The sequence below is a fragment of the Neobacillus sp. DY30 genome (genome assembly GCF_030123065.1).
Classification (GTDB): domain Bacteria; phylum Bacillota; class Bacilli; order Bacillales; family Cytobacillaceae; genus Neobacillus.
Window position 1 is genome coordinate 1324514 of record NZ_CP126093.1, and the last position, 17718, is coordinate 1342231.

The window sequence follows — 17718 nt, forward strand, 5'->3', positions numbered from 1 at the left end:
AGAGTGGAGAGCAATAACAAAAAACACTTTGGAACAGCTTTATATATGCGAGAAAATGACGTTACAAGAAATCGCCGACATATACGGTTTAAAAAGCAAATCTTCTGTTGGAGTAAAACTTAAGAAACTCGGTATAGTACCCAGAAAAGGGTCAGAGACAAAGCCCGTGAATATTGACGTTAATTTCTTCCGTGAAATGTCGGACGATTTAGCTTACACCCTTGGATTGTGGGCGACTGATGGTTATGTAAAGACAGAAGGAATTATCGGGATAAAATTAATTGACAAAGACGTTATCGATTGGTTAGTTCATAAAATTAGCTATAAAAATAAAGTTGGCACGGGCGTTACACAAGCAGGCAATCTTTATTACGAGTTGTGGTTTAGGAACGATGAAGTTCAAACCATACTTAGCCATTACGGAATAGTGCCGCAGAAAACCCATACATTAGAATTTAAAAATATACCAAAGAAGTACATTCCACATTTCACGCGCGGTCTTATAGATGGAGACGGCGCTATTTTTATGTCCGGAAAATATTATCACTTCTCTTTCGCGTGCGCCTCATTAGAATTCATCTCGGATTTTAAACGCTTCGTTGAGGAGGCAATTGGAGGAGACAGGAATCTAACAAAACACACGACTAAAGATGTTTACTACTATCGCATATCGTGTCTAGAGGATTTAAAAAAGTTAGGCTCGTGGGCTTGTTATGATACTTCTTTCGGGATGGAGCGGAAAAAAGCGAGTTTTAACAAATTACTAGTTTCGTAAAGAGAAAGAAAGGAGGCGGGCACCATAGTTCAAGTAGATAGAAACTTAATGAATCCGTTTGTATTTGAGCAACCACTCGAAGTAGCACTTGGTTTTACTGAGTACCAACGCATACAAGACGAATTGAAGTTGTATAGACGCTACGAAGGTTCACAAAACGTATGGACAAATTACACAAAGCCACCGGAACTCGACTATAAACCTACTACGCTGGCAATGAACTACCCGCGTAAGTTAGTCGACACCATTGCGGCATGGCAATTCGAGAAAGAACCTAAGGTAAGTGTACCACCGGACATCCTCGATGACCCTGCGTTAATGGTAAATCCGGGCTACTCGCCATCTAATGAACAACAGGCGGAGAACAGTCGTGCTAAAGCAAAAGAACGTTTATTACAGTGGGTATGGGACGATAATCGCATGCATGAAAAGCTGCTTGCTGCGGCAAAAGACAGAGCTATTTCGCGAACGGGCGTTTATGCTCGCCTGCACTACGATAAAAGGCGAGGCCAACTTCGGATTTTATGGCACCCTTCTTACGAAGTTATTCCGGTTTATAACGAATGGGATACTGATCAACTCGACGCCATTCACTTTTCGGCGTGGTTGGACGAAGAAGGTACGCGCCTTTGGAAACTGTCGTATTACCTCATTTGGAAAGGCGACGAAGATTCAGGATATTATGACTGCGAAATTGAAGAAGCGGTTTATGACGCAGAGTTGACGGTTATTGAAAGTCGAGTCGAGCGACAATCGATGGGGCTCGACTTCATTCCGGTTGTACAGATACCGACTGAGAAGTTGTCCGGAGACTTCCACGGATTCTCTGAGCTCGAAAAGATGGTCGAGGTTGCGGACGAGATAGACCGTAAGTTAAGCGATTATTCCGACGCGCTCCGATTCGAGATGTTTGCCATAACACTCTTAACTAACGTCGAGGAAGACCCTAAAAATCCGTTGAAAATTAGTCCGAGCGCAAAGTGGAATCTCGGTGACGGCGGTGAAGACGGTACGCCTGAAGCCAAAAAGCTTGAAAGCGGCTTTAAGTTTAAGGAAGCGATCGAAGGGTATCTCGACCGAATGTACGAAGCCCTACACGAAATAAGCGAAGTTCCAATCGTAAACACGTCTGACATGAAAACTGGCGGAATAAACGACGTTGCACTGAAGTTATTGTTTTCGTCCATCATTTCGAAAACTCAACGTTCATGGATTATCTGGCAATCTAGGTTACAAACGCTAAACGAATATATTTTGCGGTATATGAAAGCACGTCAAGATCATCCGAGATTTAAGTACGACAAGGAATGGCTCGCACAAGTTGACGAGTATTACTACAGTGAAATTGTGTTCGGATTACCTTTACCGCAAGACCAGGCGGCACTTGTGACACAATTAGGCGAAGAGATAGCAACACAAATTGAATCGATTAAGGGCGCGATTACTCGTAGCGGTAAGGAAAATGCCGAAGCGAAATTAATGGAGATTATCGCCGAGCGTAATCTTATGCGACAGACTCAAGACCCGTATAACGAAAACACTACGCAAGTAACGGAATAATAACGAAACTTGTCCTACGATATGACGCGATAAACTGTCGGTTGTTATTATCCGTAATTTAACAGTCTACGCGACTATAAAGCGGGAGGTATACGATGTTTAAACGATTTTTATTACCGTTAAATCTACAGCAGTTTGCAGAGGATGACAATACTCCTCCAGAAACAAAAGTCGACGATAAAACACCGGCTGATAACGGGAAGGTCCCGGAAAAAACCTTTACACAAGCCGAAATCGACGAAATGATTCAAAAGCGTCTGAAACGCGAAAAGGAAAAGCAAGCAGAACTAGACGCAAAGCTTAAACGCCTAGAAGAGTTTGAGAAGGCAGAAGAGGAACGCAAGACAGCGGCTATGTCCGAAACGGAACGCTTGAAAGCCGAGAAAGAAGAGGCGGCTAAGAAAGCGGAGGAAGCAGCGGAGAAAGCCAAGAAGGCGCAGGAGTCGGCTAATCAACGCATTATGAACACGGAAATTAAAAGTATTGCCCGTTCCTTAAACGCAAATGACCCAGCGGACGTACTTGCTTTACTTGATAAGGCAAACTTAGAGATTGACGAAGAAGGTAACGTAAAAGGCGTTGAAGAGGCGGTCAGAGCGCTAAAGGAGGCGAAACCGTGGATGTTTAAGCAAGCGATTGGTGCGGACGCGTCGGGCGGTAGTAATCCGGCGAAAAATCCTAGCGTTAATGAGTTAAGTGCAAAAGAGAAGGAACTTGCGGACATAAAGGCGCAAGCAATTAAAAATCCAAGACTGCTTGGTAAGGTTACTAAATTATATAACGAAATATTGGAGTTACGTAATAAATAGTCGCCAAAAATTTAGGCGGCTTTTTTAATTTTAAAACTAAAAAAAACAATTAGGGGGATTTACAAATGGTACAAACTTCATATTCATTCCAGCAACAAGTTCGTCAAATGCAGGCGAACGTCGATCTAATCTTAGCGAAAGCACCGGTTCTTTTCGGTCTTATCGGAACAGGCGAAGCGTTAACGCAAACTAAGTTCGAGTGGCAGAACGATTACTTGAACAGTGATACGGCAGTCGCTTCAGCAGCTAAATTAGCATCTGACACAGTTATCGCACTACAGCCAGGAGACGCAAGAAAGTTCGCAGTTAATGCTTTAGTTCAAAAAGGACTTGAAGTTATGCGTGTTACTGCGGTTGACGAAGGCGCGCACACAATCACAGTTCAGCGTGGATTTGACGCTACTACTGCGGAAGCAATTGCAAATAACGACGAGTTGAAAATCATTGCTAGACCACGCCCAGAAGGCGAAGACACATTCCGTAAGAACGAAATTAATGACCGTCTAGTGTCATTTAACTACTCTCAAATTTTCTCTCGTTATGCTGCGGTATCTCGTACGCAACAACAAATCAACACTTACGGTGTCGAAGACGAGTTAGATTACCAAGTTAACCTTCGTTTGCAAGAAATGGTTCGCGAACAAAACAACTCATTAATCTACGGACGTAAGTACGTTGGGTCTGGCGCACAACCACGTACTACAGGCGGACTTTTCGCTTTCGCTAACGAACAAGGATCTTTCAACAAAGACTTTGCTAATGCCGAAATTGCTGCTAAAGGACTAAATGACGCTGTTGAAGCTGTATTCACTCGCGGTGGATCAGTCAACACAATTCTTTGTTCTCCAAACGTAGCACGTCAAATCACAAAACTTGCAGGTAACACTATCCAAACAAATCGTGGAGAAACTCAAACAGGTCACCAAATCTTGAGCTTCGTATCCGACCTACCTGGCGGAGCCATCTCAAGCGTAGTTGTTGACCAAAACATGCCTAAAGACCGCGCCCTATTACTTGATGTCGATAAGATCAAAGCGCGTTATTTAACACCAGTCTATGACCAAGACGCTACACTTCCTGGTGGAGACTACTTCTCTCGTGTTATTCGTGGCGAATTAGGTTTCGAAATCAAGAACGCTAAAGAGTCTATCGCTGTTCTTTCTGGTATTTCTAAAACTATTTCATAATTAACGGCGAGCTTCGGCTCGCTTTTTCTTTGTGAATCGAAAGGAGGACGACAACTTGGCGAAATATAGGACATTGCCTAATTACGAGTTACTTCGTCCGGAGTTGCACGTTCAGTTTAATTCCGAAGGGATTTTTGAAACAACCAACGATTTAGAGATTGAATTTCTAGATGGTTGCGCGCCATTCATTGAACGTTTGGATACGCCGGAAGAAAAACCAAAAGCACCTACAAAGCCTAAAAAATAACGGAGGTGACGCCCCATGGCAGTGTCAGATAGATTGCAGACGCGTTTAGCGAAAGTACCCGGCGTTACTCCATACGATGTTGCTATGTGGGCCGAAGAATCCGAAACTGAATCGGGCTTAACTGAAAGTGAAAACGAAAATGCAGTCTTTTACCTAGCTCTTGCAATCGCTTATGAAACAATTGCGGCTAACGCGGCACAGTTTTTTAAATACACGGACGGCGAAGAGTCAGTGGACAAAACGAATATTCACGCCAATTATGTGAAACTAGCGACAGCAGCAAGGAAAAATTATCGAAAATATCTCCGAGGGCGTGGCGCTAGTCAATCACATACTGGGCGAGCTGATGAACGATGACAAAACATGCGGAGCTCGACGCAGCTCTCGAAAAGCTGGCGGGCGATTATCAGAAACTAAACGACAAGCAAATTAATTTCGCAATCAAAGAAATCGCGAGGGTTCGCGGTGATATCTCCGACATCCTTTCAGACTTTGCGGACAAAGACGGCATTATCAAACGCGAAAGATTGGCCCGTTTATTGCGTGAGCTAAACGAGGTCGAGTTGTTAATTCGGGAATATGGTACTGCTGCTATGGACGCGATTATCAAAGAAACATCGGCGTTCACCACTGCCGGAGCAAACGCGGCCATACTCGGCGCTGTCGGATCTGGTGCGCTTGTCACTGCGCAAATGGAGCGACTTAATCGAGACGTATTCGAATACGTTGTAAAGCGGTTTGGAGAAGATGGGCTTATTTTGAGCGACCGTGTTTGGCGACTTAGCGGAGATATGCGCGACGAACTATCGAAAGTATTGCGCGCCGATATACTTCGCGGGGAGTCGGTAAGTACGATGATCGCAAACATTCGTCAAGTTCACGAAAACGAAACTTGGAAAATAAAGCGGCTGGTCGTGACGGAAGGCAATACGGCATACCGGGCGGCTACGGCAATGAACGCTGAAAGAAGCGATATCGTGCAGTGGGTAAAAATCAATGAAAGCGGACGAAGGCACCGTCATCACCCTTCTCACCGTTGCTATAAGTTAGCGCGCGAGGACAATTACGGAGTGGGTTCCGGAATCTTTAAGCCAAGCGACAGTCAGATTTATATGCCACACCCGAACTGCTCGTCATTCATTACCTACGTCATTGACGAAGACTATCTCTAGGAGGTGATTACGTTGTTATCAAAGGAAGATATTGAATTTATGCGCAAAACTCGCGCTGAAGTCGTAGCAAATCGCCAGTCATCTATCACACTGATATACGAGGACGGAGGCGAAGTTGATCCGATAACAGACGAGGTTATTGGCGGAGATGAAAAACCGAAACCAACGGTCGGCGTAGTCACTGAGATATCGTCGCAGGTAAAGATTGACCGGTACTTGGAGAACGGCATTGAAGTCGAAAAAGGCGACATTTGGTTTAGCGTTGCTATTGGTGAGGTTGCGGACATCTACGAAAATATTAAGTCAGTGGAATACGACGGTAAATCCTACGAAGTTATTTCTAAGGATAAAAAAGGCATTGGCGAACGTAATCGTGCCGAGTTTGTCGGGAGGCTGATAACATGAGTCGTACATTTACCGTTAATGTGGCCGGATTGAACGACGTATTGCGCACGCTAGACGCCGGACCGTTAAAAACTGACCTTGATAGGATAACCGAAGCGTACACTCGTAAAATGGCGAACGAAACGGCGCAAGCGGCTCCGGTTGATACAGGCAGACTAAAAAACTCGTTTCCTCCTAGTGTGCGAAAAGAGGCGGACGTGTCCTGGTCATACGGCTCCGATGTCCCTTATGCAAAGCGCCAGGAATACGAACACCGCACGAAAAAGGGCTTCGTCCGTAAAACGGTTTGGAATAATCGCGAGCCTTACCGAAACAAAATAAACGAACGCCTCGGCGAAATGGGGTCGTGAGTATGCAGTATAATTTACAACATTCTTTGCTTACACACATCGAAGTTAAAACGGGCATTAAAGTCGTGTGGATATACGACGGAGTTAAACTGCCGAAAACAAAACCGTTTATCACGATTGAACAAATGCAAAACAACACGACAATTCTATCGAAACGGCGAGAGGCTGTACGTACTATTTATCGTTTTCAAATCGGTTTATTTGCTAGTAGCGCAACGGATCGGGCACTTAAGCAGGACGAATTGAAACGAGTATTGTTATTCGATGAAATAGAATTACTGGACGCAACCACACCGGGGAGATACTCGCTCGGGTTTTTTAATGCAAGCATAACGGCTGAGGTTCCGATGCCTGCTGAGGATGTTAGTGACGAAACGAAAAAACATCGCATTTACTTCGACGTCGAAGTTGATGTGACATTCAATAAAAACACGCTATAGGAGGCGGTTATAAATGGCAATCGAATTTCGCGGTGAAGAACTTTTATTCGCAGTAGCAATTCCACCAGAAACTACAGGATCAGACACAATTGTTCGCCCGTTTAACCAAACTGGAGGAACTAAAACGATCACTGCTGACGCTATCGATTTAGATACAAAAGATAAGACGGGCTCGGATTATGGGAAGGTGACGGAAGAAGTTTCCTTAGAAGGCGTTCTTTCTGAAGGCGATCCGTTCATCGACTTTATTAAAGGCGCAATCAGAAACAAAGAACTAGTTAAAATTTACGAGATTAACACACGTACAAAAGAAGCAGAGCATGGCATGTATATGATTTCATCCTTCGAGAAGTCATTCGGAAATGGCGATTTCGCAACCTATTCTCTAAGCGGTACACTCAACGGATCAGTAACGGAAGAGACACTAGTAACTATTCCGACAGGAGCAGTTTAATCAAACACGGCGGGCCTATTTGGCTCGTCTTTTATTTTTGAAAATTAACCAAAAGGGGTTTTTATAGATGGCAAGGTTCGAAGTTAACGGCAAGGAATACGAATTAAAATTAACATTCGCAAGTGTTAAGCATTTAGACGGTTTGTTCGAAGGCGGTTCGCTAGGCTTAATCGGTAAAGCAATCGCGGGCGAATTAGATACATTTACGCATATTGTTCACGCAGGGCTATTCCATACTGGCGAAAATATTGCGTACAAAGACGTTGAAAAGGCTATCGAAGAGGCGTTCGAGGCGGAAAAGCTCGACATGGAATACGTACTTAAAACATCTAACGAGGTTGTTTCGGAAAGTTTTTTCTACAAGAAGATAGTAGCGAAACTAGTGGCGAAGAATCCGGAAGCAATGGCGCAAATGCAGGAACTTCTCAAGTAGACAAAGCGCTGTCGGACGGCTGGCGCTATCTCGGACTCAGGCCTGCGGAAGTCTATGCGTTAACTCATCGCGAGTTTACTATCTTACTTAATGCGCAACGTGAGCGTCAGTATGACGAGTTTGAACGTGAAGCTATGTTCGCTATGATGCGCGAGTCAGCACACCGGGCCAAGCGTCCGAAGGCTAGTGACTTATTTAAACGACCTAAGAATGGCGAAAAGGATGAACGCAAACTTGAGGCGATGGTAAAACAAGCGGAGCATGCCTCCGAATGGTTATCGCAATTTGATTTTAAGTAATACGGGAAAGGAGGGAGAATATGGCGGATCAAAATATTCTCGTCCAGGTAGGTGCGGACATATCGAACCTTACGAGTGGGTTAAACCAGGCGAGCCGGCAAGTTTCGGGATTTGTTCGCGATACGCAAAAAGGGTTCCAGGCGCTAGGTGATCTCGGGAAAGTTGTAACGGGTTTCGGGCTAGCAGTTGCAGCGGGGCTAGGCGGTGCTGTTAAGACAGCGGCGGACTTTGATACGGCCATTCGTAAAGCTGGCGCTATTGCCGGCGCAAGTGCGAAAGAATTAGACGACATGAAGGACGCGGCACTTGACCTCGGAGCAACTACGTCCAAAAGTGCGAAGGAAGTCGCAAATGCTATGACGGAATTAGCGGCAAAAGGATTCGACGCAAATCAAACAATTGCGGCCATGCCCGGCATTATTAAAGCGGCGGAGGCATCCGGCGAAGACCTAGCGCTAGTATCTGACACGATCACGTCAGCACTCAACGCGTTTCGAATGGAAGCGAGCGAGGCGAATAAGGTAGCGGACGTTATGGCGATGACTGCGAATAAATCTGCTGCGGGTATTGCCGACATGCAGTACGCGTTCAAATATGCGGCGCCAGCGGCGGCACAACTCGGCATTTCGATGGAAGAACTTGCGGCTGCTACCGGTATTATGGCAAATGCTGGAATTAAGGGGGAGACGGCTGGTACAACGCTCCGAATGGCGATGTTACGACTCGTTAAGCCTCCGAAACAGGCGCAGAAAGCACTCGACAAGCTAGGTATTGCGGTACAGGATCAAAACGGAAAGTTTAAATCCTTGCAGACGCTGATTGGCGAATTGCAGGTCGGAATGGACGGTATGACCGAGTCGCAGAAAATGGCGGCAATCGGCGCAATATTCGGGGCTGAAGCAATGTCCGGTATGATGACGCTAATCGGAAACGGACCGGCGGCACTCGGTGAATTTACGAAGGCACTCGAAGAAAGTGGCGGAATGGCGGCGGAGACAGCCGAGCAGATGAAGGCCGGTATCGGCGGTGCGCTCGAGCGGTTAAAGGGTGCTATCGAATCACTCGTTATTTCAATCGGCGACCAACTCGTGCCTTACGTCATTGCAGTAGCTGATTTTCTCGGTAAAGTAGTTAATAAGTTTAACTCGCTCAGCGACGCAACCAAGAAATTCCTCGTCGTAGGAGCGGCACTCACGGCAATCTTAGCTTTATTTGTCGGACCTATGTTAATTATTATTGGATTTATCCCGTCCATTGTCGCAGGCTTTGGGGCTATCGCAACCATGTTCGGACTTAGTTCGATGGCTTTGCTAAAGCTCGTTGGTATTATTGGTGGAGCGATTGCGGCGATTGTGCTAATTGGTTCGGCGTTATATATCGCATATAACGAGATAGAATGGTTCCGAAACGGAGTTAACGCGGCTTGGGCGTGGATTATTGAAACGACTAAGAAAGTAGCGACGGCAACGAAGGAAGCTTTTGCGGTTATGGTAAAGGCGACAGCCGAAGGAACGAGAGCGTTCGTTGCGGGTATTATTCCGGCTCTAGAATCGTTCAGAGATAAAGCCGTCAACGCATTCGAAAAAGTTTCGGCATTGGTGGCGCCAATCATCGGGGGTATCATCGAAAAACTAACCAACTTCGGCAATGCGGCAAAAGAAGCGTTCGGCAAAGCGATGAACCTCGATTTTAGCGGTGTGATGGAGTTGGCTGCGAAATTTCTTCCGTCTCTTATCGGTTATCTGCTTGGCGGAATTCCTCGCCTAATTATTATTGGTGTAAATATCGTAAAGGCAATCGCCGACGGAATGGGTCTGACAGTGCCGGAATTAATGACGAAAGTCGTCGATTCCATTACCGGAATGATCGATACATTCGTGGCGAATCTGCCGATATTTCTTGAAGCGGGTGTGCAATTAATTACGAGCATATTGGGCGGAATACTTTCGCAAATTCCAACGCTCATCGGGTTTATTACGGAACTCGTAAATACATTTGCAGAGACGATAACAACGGTACTACCTAAACTGACGACAGCAGGTACGCAAATCTTGACGACGTTAGTCCTCGGAATTGCCTTGGCATTGCCTCAATTAATCACGGCGGCAATCGATGTTTTTACTACGTTACTAAACGCAATCATTTCGGCACTACCTTTAATTATTAACGCTGGAATTGAGGTATTAATGGCGTTAATTACCGGAATTATCCAAGCGCTGCCTTTGATTATTGACGCAGGCTTTAAGTTAGTTACATCGCTTATTGACGGAATAATCTCTATGATTCCGAGTCTAATTGAGGTTGCGTTGTTGCTCATTATGTCGGTAGTCCAGCTATTAATCGAAAACTTACCGGCGATTATCGACGCTGGTGTTCAGATTCTAATGGCGTTGATTGGTGGATTGATTAAGATATTGCCGATGCTGATTGATACTGCGATTATGTTAGTTTTCGCAATTGTTGGCGCACTAATAGCGAACTTACCGGCGATTCTTAACGCAGGAGTAAAGTTGGTTATGGCGCTTATCCAGGGACTGATTAAAATAATACCGATGTTAATTCAGACTGCTATAAAATTAGCCATATCGATAATTAAGGCCATTATCCAGCATTTACCGCAAATTCTTAGCGCAGGTGCTCAGCTTGTACTCGCGTTAATCAAGGGCTTAGTTTCTATCATCGGTCAACTCATAAGTGCGGCGTTTAGTATCGGAAGCACAATCGTCAAGGAGATAAGCAAAGTCGACTTACTACAGGTAGGGAAAAACATCATCAGCGGATTAATCCGAGGGATAAGTTCGATGGCGTCAGCCGTATGGAATAAAGCAAAGGAAATTGCGGCCGGTGTTGGAAACACGATTAAAAAGGCGCTAAACATCCATTCACCTTCGCGAGTAATGATGGAGCTCGGCGTATACACAGGCGAAGGCTTCGCAAAGGGTATCGAGTCGATGGTCCGTAAGGTACAAGGAGTAACTTCGGACATGGCTAACGCAGCATTGCCGGAAACATCTACGCTATCCTTAGCGTACGAAACTCCGAGCATGGGCGCATTGGCGGTACAGTCGGCCGGAAGTCTTGAAGTAATTCAGCAGTCCGCAGACAATAACCGTCCAATTTATATTACGAATGTCGTTGAGATGGACGGAGTAGAAGTAGCGAGAATCACCGAACCATATCTCGACACTATGCAATCAGATAAATTTAATCTTCGCGCAAGGATGGGAGGTTTGAAGCGATGAACACGATAATTGAGCGGTTAGATGGAACGGTTTACGACCTTGAGGAACTCGGAATTACAACGCGTGACTTTGTAGTTTCATCGCTGACGCCTCGCCATTCTTTCGAAATTGTCCAGGGAAGGCACGGCACAGTAGACATGGGAACGGAATACGATCCGAGAAATATCACCGTTTCCTTTTACGCTAAAGCGGTCGACCAGGAAGATTACGCTAGGCTACGACATGAGGTATTTCGGATGTTTCAGACGGCAGAAGCGTTCTACGTCACGGAGTCGAGACATCCGGATAAGCGATGGCTCGTAAAGGTGGCGGCGCCTTTTAGTCCGGAACAACAGCAGTTATACGGATTTTTCGTAGTAGAACTAGTCACCGTTGAACAGCCGTTTGCAGAGTCCGTCCTAACTACGTTAGACCCAAATACGGCGGCTGCGCAAATTACCGGCACCGGTAGTCGTGAAATTAATTACCGACATTCGGCGAGCTCGTTCGAAATCTATAACGAAGGTGATGTCGCGGTTAATCCTCGCGAAATGCCGTTAGTCATAACGTTTAAGGGCGCGTCCACTAACTTAAAAATAACGAACTTAACTACCGGAGACGTGTGGCAGTATACCGGAACAACTGCCGTATCAGACACGGTTAAACTTGACGGAATACGTGCGACAAAGAACGGTCTTTCTATTTTTCGGAATACGAACCGTAAATTAATTAGACTTGCCGAAGGTTGGAATGACTTTCAAATAACGGGAGCGACAGGTGCGTATGAGATTACGTTCGACTTCCGTTTTTACACTATTTAGTAAGGAGGGCAAGTAATGACGATACAACTTAAACGTAACGATACCAAAGACGTTATCGGATATACGATGACCAATGCGGACGGTACTCCGGTTAACTTAACGGGTGCCACTGTCCGTTTTATTATGGGCAAAGGAAACACGTTAATTACGAATGCAGCGGCAACGATTGTCAATGCGGCTGCCGGTACCGTTGAGTATACACTTACGGAAACAGATACGTTAGCAGCGGGCGTGTTTCAAGCCGAGTTTGAGGTAACGTTTTCGAACGGTAAAGTTAAAACGTTTCCGAATAACGGATATATTAAACTGCACATCCAGTCTAATATCGACAGTAACCAATCGACATATATTGAGGATCAGATAGCCTATCGTGTGTCCGATATTCAGATATTGAAAAATTCAATTCAAGCACAGCTCAATCAGTTTGCAGTCGGTGCTACAAATGCAGAAACTTCTCAAGCAAGGGTGGAAGCTGACGGCACAACTAACGCAACTTTAAAGGCAAGACTCGATAAAAAAGAGACTAAATTTGCGAATGACATTGCTTCTCTAACGACGTCTGTGGCACAAAATATGAAGAAAACGTTTGTGAGTGTTACGGATTACGGGGCAAAAGGTGACGGTGTAACCGATGATACAATAGCCATACAGAATGCTATAAACACTGGAAAATACGTATTCTTTCCATCAGGAACTTATTTATTAAATGGTTCTATAGCAAGCGCAAACCTTTATTTGTTTGGTAGTGGATACGAAGAAGTAGAGATTATAACGTCTGCACCAACTGTATTCACTAATGCAACAAAAGGAACAATCAAGGGTTTAAAATTCAAGTCAAACACACCATTAACAGGAACTTTATTCACAAATAGTGTAAGTAATTTTAGTAGTCACGTTAAAAACTGTTATTTTCAAGACTACGAATACGCTTTTTACTTCCCTACTTATGGAAATGGTGTAAGACTAGAAGAATGTTATTTCCGACACGGGAAAGTTGGGTTACATTTAAACTTGGCTCATGCAACCTCAATAATTAACTGTAGGTTTTGGCAACAATCACAAAACAGTTTTATTATCGAAAGAGCAACAGGAGGTTATGTGAAAGGGTGCGATTTTGTCGGAACACAAGGAAGACCAGCAACGGCAAAATTTTATTCTTCGTCGTTTTCGTTTGAGGATAACTATATGGAAGGCTATCCAAGTACAGGCGCATCAAACGAGGCTTTTGTATTAGTGGATTACAACAAGGATTCCAATATGCCTTCGTTTTATGACAATTTAATTAACTGTAAAGCCATTTATACAAATGGAATTAAGTTTACAAATATAGCGCCAACACAGACAGAAATGAACAATTCTTTCTTTGCTCTGCAAAAAAATATAATTCTTGACGTTGCTACTCCTATATCCATTACTTTAAACAAGTTTTCTAAGATAAGAAGTATTGGAAATTCAGGTTTAAGCACATTTCAAGAAAAAAGGTATTATTCAAGTATTGTGGATTATTACACACCTGCAATCGGAACAGTTGTTGTTCCTATAGACGGTGGGATAGTAAATGATGCTTTCGGATTAGCTAATGGAGATAATACAATCAAGGCTCATGCTACGGGCATAAGATATATGGTAGAGGTAAAAGGTAGTATTGTAACATCTGTTGCTAATTCGGGTGTCGATATAAAACTTAGAGATGTTAACGGGACTACGTTAAAAACATTTAGGGTTGTCACGCCTAACATCGGAGAAACTCCATTCAACTGCTATATAGTGGATACGTCAGAATCGAATAGTTCCTATCGAGTGGATACTACCAGTATATCAGGAACTACACTCCCTGATTCTGTAAAGTTTTTCGTAGAACTCAAAGAGCTTTAATTCGTTCTTGGAAGAATTAACGACGATAATTAGTTTCGAAAAGACAGTGTAAATTTACACAACGGAGGGCTCATCGCGAGTCCTCTTTTTTATTTGTAAAGGCGGTGAAATATTGCTTACTATAACGGACATTGCCGGAAACACCGAAGCTCTATCCGGCTATCGAAACTTAAAACGATATCGGAACGTCAGCGGAGAAAAAACGCTGGCCTTTTTTGTTTTACCGACGAAGCAAAATGCGCACTCCTTCCCGATGGTTGCCGAAGAGTCAATCGTTGAGTTTGGCGGAGAGTCTTACCGAATTAAACAACTCGCCGAAAAGTCGCAAGGCACTACGTTTTATAAAGAGGTCGTCGCAGTCCATACGTTTTTCGATTTAATCGACAATCACGTTTATAACTTACACAACGGATCAATGACGTTTCAAAACGCGCTTCAATTCGTGCTAGGTGGCACCGGCTACACATGGGCGATTGTAGACCAATTCTACGCGCAAGATTTCGAAAACTTTGGCGATGATAATTGCTTGGCGTTATTTCAGGAATTACTCAAGCGATACCGAGCGGAGTTTACGCTAAATGGTACGCACCTAACTTTCCGACAAAAAATCGGCAACGCGACCGATTTCCAATTCCGGTACAGCTACAACGTTAAAACGATTTCTCGCGATGTCAAAACGAACAACCTATCGACATATATTAAGGGTTACGGAAAAAAGAACGAGGACGGCACGTACGTGGTGGAGTCGGAGTATACGTCACCAAACGCAGCCATATTCGGAATACGCCACGCAAAGCCCGTTCGTGATGAGCGTTATACAACGTTAGAAGGATTAGACGCGCGCTTAGTCGCCGAACTAAATGACGAGCCAGAAGTTTCGATTACGATTGATTTCGCTGACTTACGGAGGGCCGGCTATCCTTACGATGTGCCAGGCGAAGGCGATGACGTGTTCTTGATCTACGAGCCGATGGGTATTGACGTGGAAACACGCTTAACTGAGGTCGAGGAAGAGTACGACGAGTCTAGCGAATACCCATATAAAACACACGTTACTCTTGCGAATATTCGCGGCAGTTTTATCGACCAAATTATCGACTCTCAGAAGCAGATAGGAGATATCATCGGGTCTGACGGCAAAATCGTGTATGACGTTTTGGACGCGGCGGTAAAACGTGCTACGGAAGCACTTCAGAGTGCGCAGACAGAGCTCGAGTTTAATAACGGCATTATCGCACGTTCGAAAGACAATCCGAATCACCTCGTACTGCTAAATAGCGCGGGGGTCGGAATTAGTACCGACGGGGGAGCGACTTTTAACGAGGCCATAACGTACCTTGGCGTAAATACAAGCCTACTGACAGCCGGTCAGATTGACGCGAATAACATCACAGTGCGAGGCGGAACTGAAACCGCGTATACTAATATCGACTCTAATGGGTTGTATGTAAAAGGTGGGGCTGTGCAAATCGAACGTCCCGACGGTTACGTTTCTATGCAAGACGGTATCATGCGTAATAGCTTTGCGATACAAGGATCTGAGCCAGCATTCCAGACTTTGGCGGTCGAAAAGGTAGGGCAGTTTTACCGAACCAATTCGAACGACCGTTTTGAAAATATTCAGCGTTTTGTATTTAAGCATGATAGCAGATATGTGCGTGTAATTTGCATGCTTTACGCCGACGGCGGTGTACAATACGGAAATATTGCTAATGCAGCGTTTGACGTATTTACCGAAGACGAAACCACATCGATAGCTTCGGCCGTTGTGACAGAATCTAGGCACTCTACAAATCAAGGATATCGCAAAGACATTCTGATTGATTTAGGCGTGCCAACAGGAAGATTGTATGTGATGTACTGGCGTATGTGGTCATCAGTCAATCCTTATCACACGTATGGTTCCGTGCGATATGTAGTACAGGAGGGATAATATGTGTCTATTGTTTTGTGATGTTGACGATGACGGCAAGATAGTCGATAGTCTGCTAGGAGATCGTGTTATCCCTATGCGCCAGTATCAGTACTTCTTTTACCTACAGGAAGACGTTGAAATCGTAATACAGAATATACCAAACTACAAGGTACTTAACGGGCAATTAACGTTATCTTACGCGCCAATCTAGGGCGTTATTTATATGCAAAGAGGGGAGGGCGTAAGTATGACGGAACCGAATAACCGAGAACTTAACGATAAGATATCCGACATTCGCGAATGGCTGGTGCGGATTGACACGAAAGTAGACTTCTTTAATGACGTTAAATATACGGCGGAACGTGCGGAAAAGAAAGCAGACGAAGCACTGCTAAAGTCGGAAGATAACACAGAGGATATCGAAAAATTATCGAAGACTGTAGACGAAGGATTTGCGGGCATAAAAAAAGTCGCAATGTGGGCCATTGGACTTGCGGTAACAATTGCGATTGGCTTAGCGGGATTAATTATAAGTCTTTTTTAAGTGGGAGTCGGCTCACCGTGCTTTACGCCTTGACAATCGAATAACACGGCGCCGACCTTGTCTTTAGTATAGCACGAAATAAAAGGAGTGACAATTTATGACGATAAAAGTATCAGTCGACGCAGGTCATGCCGGATTTGGAGTGACGCCAGGTAAGCGAGCGCTCGACGGCTCCATGTACGAATGGGAATTTAACGACGGATGTGTACGGCACTTCATGGACGAATTATCGAAGTATGAAGCGGTCGAGCAGTTGCGGGTCGATGATCCGACTGGCAAGCGCGATGTTCCTCTTTCGGAGAGAGCGCAAAAGGCGAATGCTTGGGGCGCAAACCTGCACGTCTCTTTTCATGGCAACGCAGGACCAACGACGGCAAGCGGTGTAGAAACGTTTGTATATCCGAGCACTACGGCACACAACCGTCAAGTCGCGCTATGTATTCACAATCACATCATTAACGCAACGGGACGCAAAAACCGAGGACTTAAAACGGCTGACTTTCAAATCTTACGCACGACGAAGATGGAGTCGCTTTTGATTGAGGGCGGATTTATGACGAATGCCGAAGAGCTTGCGCTAATGAAAACGGACGCCTATCGTTCCAAAGTAGGGCGGGCAGCGGCGGCAGGTATCGCAGAGAGTTACGGACTAAAACGAAAAGTCGAACCGAAGCCAGTTGCGCCAGTACAGGCGGCACAAACGCAAGCAGCACCGACAATCCGCTACATGTATACCGGTGGATATGCTTACGACAGCCTGCAGAAAGTCCACACGTTCTTATTTAAAGGCGCGCATGGCTACGATGTGAAACGCGGTCCTGACGGCTCTATCATATTCCTAATTGGACCTTTCGATACAAGTGCGCAGAACTTCCGTGATTGCATGGCGGAGTTAAGCAAATTCGATAGTAATATCAGGCTGTTAACTCGCGAGGAAGCTGCGAAATGGAGGGATAAGTAATGAATCGATTTAAGAATTACGCATTATGGATTGCGATTGCTTCGCTAGGCTTAATCGTAGCTCAGGCGTTTGGGATCGAGATTGCGGAGGATAAGTACAACGAAATCGTTAACGGAGTACTGACTGTACTCGTATTAGCGGGCGTTATCAATAACCCGACGAGCGGAACTGGTTTCAAAGACGGAAAATAGACGCAAAGTAACGGCAAGCGACGAATATTTACGCTTGCCCTTGCATACATATGAAATAT

21 protein-coding genes and 1 pseudogene are annotated in these 17718 nt (G+C 44.9%); all 22 read left to right on the forward strand.

What is annotated here, in order from left to right:
• Positions 1–55 precede the first annotated feature (55 nt).
• The 22 genes and pseudogenes from QNH29_RS06450 (at position 56) to QNH29_RS06550 (ending at position 17659) form a co-directional block, all read left to right on the forward strand.
• Positions 56–775, forward strand: a complete 720-nt coding sequence (locus tag QNH29_RS06450) for an LAGLIDADG family homing endonuclease (RefSeq protein ID WP_283863995.1) — start codon at positions 56–58, stop codon at positions 773–775.
• A gap of 48 nt (positions 776–823) precedes the next feature.
• The gene (locus tag QNH29_RS06455) at positions 824–2335 is read left to right on the forward strand and encodes a phage portal protein (RefSeq protein ID WP_283863996.1); all 1512 of its coding nucleotides are present in this window, start codon (positions 824–826) and stop codon (positions 2333–2335) included.
• 95 nt (positions 2336–2430) lie between these two features.
• The gene (locus tag QNH29_RS06460; protein ID WP_283863997.1) at positions 2431–3144 is read left to right on the forward strand and encodes a phage scaffolding protein; all 714 of its coding nucleotides are present in this window, start codon (positions 2431–2433) and stop codon (positions 3142–3144) included.
• Between the two features lie 65 nt (positions 3145–3209).
• Complete coding sequence (locus tag QNH29_RS06465; protein WP_283863998.1) at positions 3210–4331, forward strand: SU10 major capsid protein; 1122 nt, start codon at positions 3210–3212, stop codon at positions 4329–4331.
• A 55-nt stretch (positions 4332–4386) separates the two neighbouring features.
• The gene (locus QNH29_RS06470) at positions 4387–4578 is read left to right on the forward strand and encodes a hypothetical protein (protein ID WP_283863999.1); all 192 of its coding nucleotides are present in this window, start codon (positions 4387–4389) and stop codon (positions 4576–4578) included.
• A 15-nt stretch (positions 4579–4593) separates the two neighbouring features.
• Entirely contained in the window at positions 4594–4935 is a 342-nt protein-coding gene (locus tag QNH29_RS06475; protein ID WP_349654893.1) for a hypothetical protein, read from the forward strand.
• Entirely contained in the window at positions 4932–5750 is an 819-nt protein-coding gene (locus tag QNH29_RS06480; protein ID WP_283864001.1) for a structural protein, read from the forward strand. Before QNH29_RS06475 ends, QNH29_RS06480 begins: the two co-directional genes overlap by 4 nt.
• Before the next feature lie 39 nt (positions 5751–5789).
• Entirely contained in the window at positions 5790–6155 is a 366-nt protein-coding gene (locus tag QNH29_RS06485) for a hypothetical protein (RefSeq protein ID WP_283864002.1), read from the forward strand.
• Positions 6152–6505 carry a hypothetical protein gene (locus QNH29_RS06490; RefSeq protein ID WP_283864003.1) on the forward strand — a complete coding sequence of 118 codons (354 nt, stop codon included), beginning with the start codon at positions 6152–6154 and terminating at the stop codon, positions 6503–6505. The genes QNH29_RS06485 and QNH29_RS06490 overlap by 4 nt, the downstream gene beginning before the upstream one ends.
• Positions 6506–6507: 2 nt before the next feature.
• Complete coding sequence (locus QNH29_RS06495) at positions 6508–6945, forward strand: hypothetical protein (RefSeq protein ID WP_283864004.1); 438 nt, start codon at positions 6508–6510, stop codon at positions 6943–6945.
• Between the two features lie 13 nt (positions 6946–6958).
• Positions 6959–7399 carry a phage major tail protein, TP901-1 family gene (locus tag QNH29_RS06500; protein ID WP_283864005.1) on the forward strand — a complete coding sequence of 147 codons (441 nt, stop codon included), beginning with the start codon at positions 6959–6961 and terminating at the stop codon, positions 7397–7399.
• A 67-nt stretch (positions 7400–7466) separates the two neighbouring features.
• Positions 7467–7832, forward strand: a complete 366-nt coding sequence (locus QNH29_RS06505; RefSeq protein WP_283864006.1) for a tail assembly chaperone — start codon at positions 7467–7469, stop codon at positions 7830–7832.
• A gap of 8 nt (positions 7833–7840) precedes the next feature.
• Positions 7841–7975: pseudogene (locus QNH29_RS30390) on the forward strand (phage tail assembly chaperone); the annotation flags it as partial.
• Positions 7976–8131: a hypothetical protein gene (locus tag QNH29_RS06510; protein ID WP_283864007.1), complete on the forward strand. Its 156-nt coding sequence runs from the start codon at positions 7976–7978 to the stop codon at positions 8129–8131. It begins immediately after the preceding pseudogene.
• Between the two features lie 20 nt (positions 8132–8151).
• Positions 8152–11373: a phage tail tape measure protein gene (locus QNH29_RS06515; RefSeq protein ID WP_283864008.1), complete on the forward strand. Its 3222-nt coding sequence runs from the start codon at positions 8152–8154 to the stop codon at positions 11371–11373.
• Positions 11370–12173 (forward strand): phage tail family protein, encoded by an 804-nt coding sequence (locus QNH29_RS06520; RefSeq protein ID WP_283864009.1) that lies wholly within the window; start codon positions 11370–11372, stop codon positions 12171–12173. The genes QNH29_RS06515 and QNH29_RS06520 overlap by 4 nt, the downstream gene beginning before the upstream one ends.
• A 15-nt stretch (positions 12174–12188) precedes the next feature.
• Entirely contained in the window at positions 12189–14048 is a 1860-nt protein-coding gene (locus QNH29_RS06525; protein ID WP_283864010.1) for a glycosyl hydrolase family 28-related protein, read from the forward strand.
• Positions 14049–14160: 112 nt separating this feature from the next.
• Positions 14161–15981 carry a phage tail protein gene (locus QNH29_RS06530; RefSeq protein ID WP_283864011.1) on the forward strand — a complete coding sequence of 607 codons (1821 nt, stop codon included), beginning with the start codon at positions 14161–14163 and terminating at the stop codon, positions 15979–15981.
• Between the two features lies 1 nt (position 15982).
• Positions 15983–16174, forward strand: a complete 192-nt coding sequence (locus QNH29_RS06535; protein WP_283864012.1) for a hypothetical protein — start codon at positions 15983–15985, stop codon at positions 16172–16174.
• Between the two features lie 36 nt (positions 16175–16210).
• A complete protein-coding gene (locus QNH29_RS06540; RefSeq protein WP_283864013.1) occupies positions 16211–16507 on the forward strand; it encodes a holin in 297 nt (98 codons plus the stop codon).
• A 97-nt stretch (positions 16508–16604) separates the two neighbouring features.
• The gene (locus QNH29_RS06545) at positions 16605–17468 is read left to right on the forward strand and encodes an N-acetylmuramoyl-L-alanine amidase (protein ID WP_283864014.1); all 864 of its coding nucleotides are present in this window, start codon (positions 16605–16607) and stop codon (positions 17466–17468) included.
• On the forward strand, positions 17468–17659 hold the full coding sequence (locus QNH29_RS06550; protein ID WP_283864015.1) for a phage holin: 192 nt from the start codon (positions 17468–17470) through the stop codon (positions 17657–17659). The genes QNH29_RS06545 and QNH29_RS06550 overlap by 1 nt, the downstream gene beginning before the upstream one ends.
• The last annotated feature ends 59 nt before the right edge of the window (positions 17660–17718 follow it).